Genomic DNA, 802 nt, shown 5'->3' with positions numbered 1-802 from the left:
ATCTCCTTGGCCTCGGGCACGTCCGTCGCCTCCTCGACCGAGGAGAGCTCGGCGAACTGCTTGTACGAGCCCGGCGCAGGGAACCCGAGGGTACGGATACGCTCGGCGACCTGATCCACCGCCGTGGCGAGCTCGGTATACTGCTCCTCGAACATGAGGTGCAGGGAGTTGAACATCGGCCCGGTCACGTTCCAGTGGAAGTTGTGGGTCTTGAGGTAGAGCGTGTAGCTGTCGGCGAGCAGCCGGGACACGCCGTCGGCGATCTCTTTGCGCTTGGCTTCGTCGATACCGATATGAACGTCCATGGTTCAATCTCCCTTGGTTAGAAAAATTCCATGCTAAGTATGGAGTCGGCCGGGTGCATTGAGAAATCGAAACGACCGATCATCACGATAAATCCGTACCATGGCGGCGCCGGGCGGGGACACGTTCAGACATGCTGGCCGGCCGCATGGCCGGACGCCCATGCCCACTGGAAATTGTGTCCGCCGAGGTGGCCGGTGACGTCCACGACCTCACCGATGAAATACACCCCCGGGTGATCGCGGCAGGCCATGGTCTTCGACGACAGCGCCGCGGTATCCACGCCGCCGAGGGTCACCTCGGCGGTACGGTAGCCCTCCGTGCCCTCGGGCCAGACCGTCCAGGGCTGGCAGGCCCGGACGACCGCATCGATGTCCGCATCGCCAAGCTCCCCCAGCGGCCGGTCCGGGCACCACAGCTCACACCAGCGTCGCGCCACCCGGCGCGTCAGGCGCTCGGCAAGGAGCGTGCGCAGCGCCAGGCCCGGCCGCCGGGCCCG

The 802-nt window shown here is 65.7% G+C and carries 2 protein-coding genes; both read right to left on the bottom strand.

Features of this window, described 5'->3' with window-relative positions:
• Nucleotides 1–305, bottom strand: a 305-nt coding sequence (locus G7A99_RS22255) for a Dps family protein (protein ID WP_163144180.1), incomplete at its 3' end; no start/stop codon positions are given.
• 125 nt (nt 306–430) lie between these two features.
• On the bottom strand, nt 431–802 hold a 372-nt coding region (locus tag G7A99_RS22250; protein WP_205600007.1), incomplete at its 5' end, for an NAD(P)/FAD-dependent oxidoreductase.

The sequence above is a fragment of the Arhodomonas sp. KWT genome (assembly GCF_010993615.1).
This window is presented reverse-complemented; position numbering and strand designations above follow the sequence as displayed.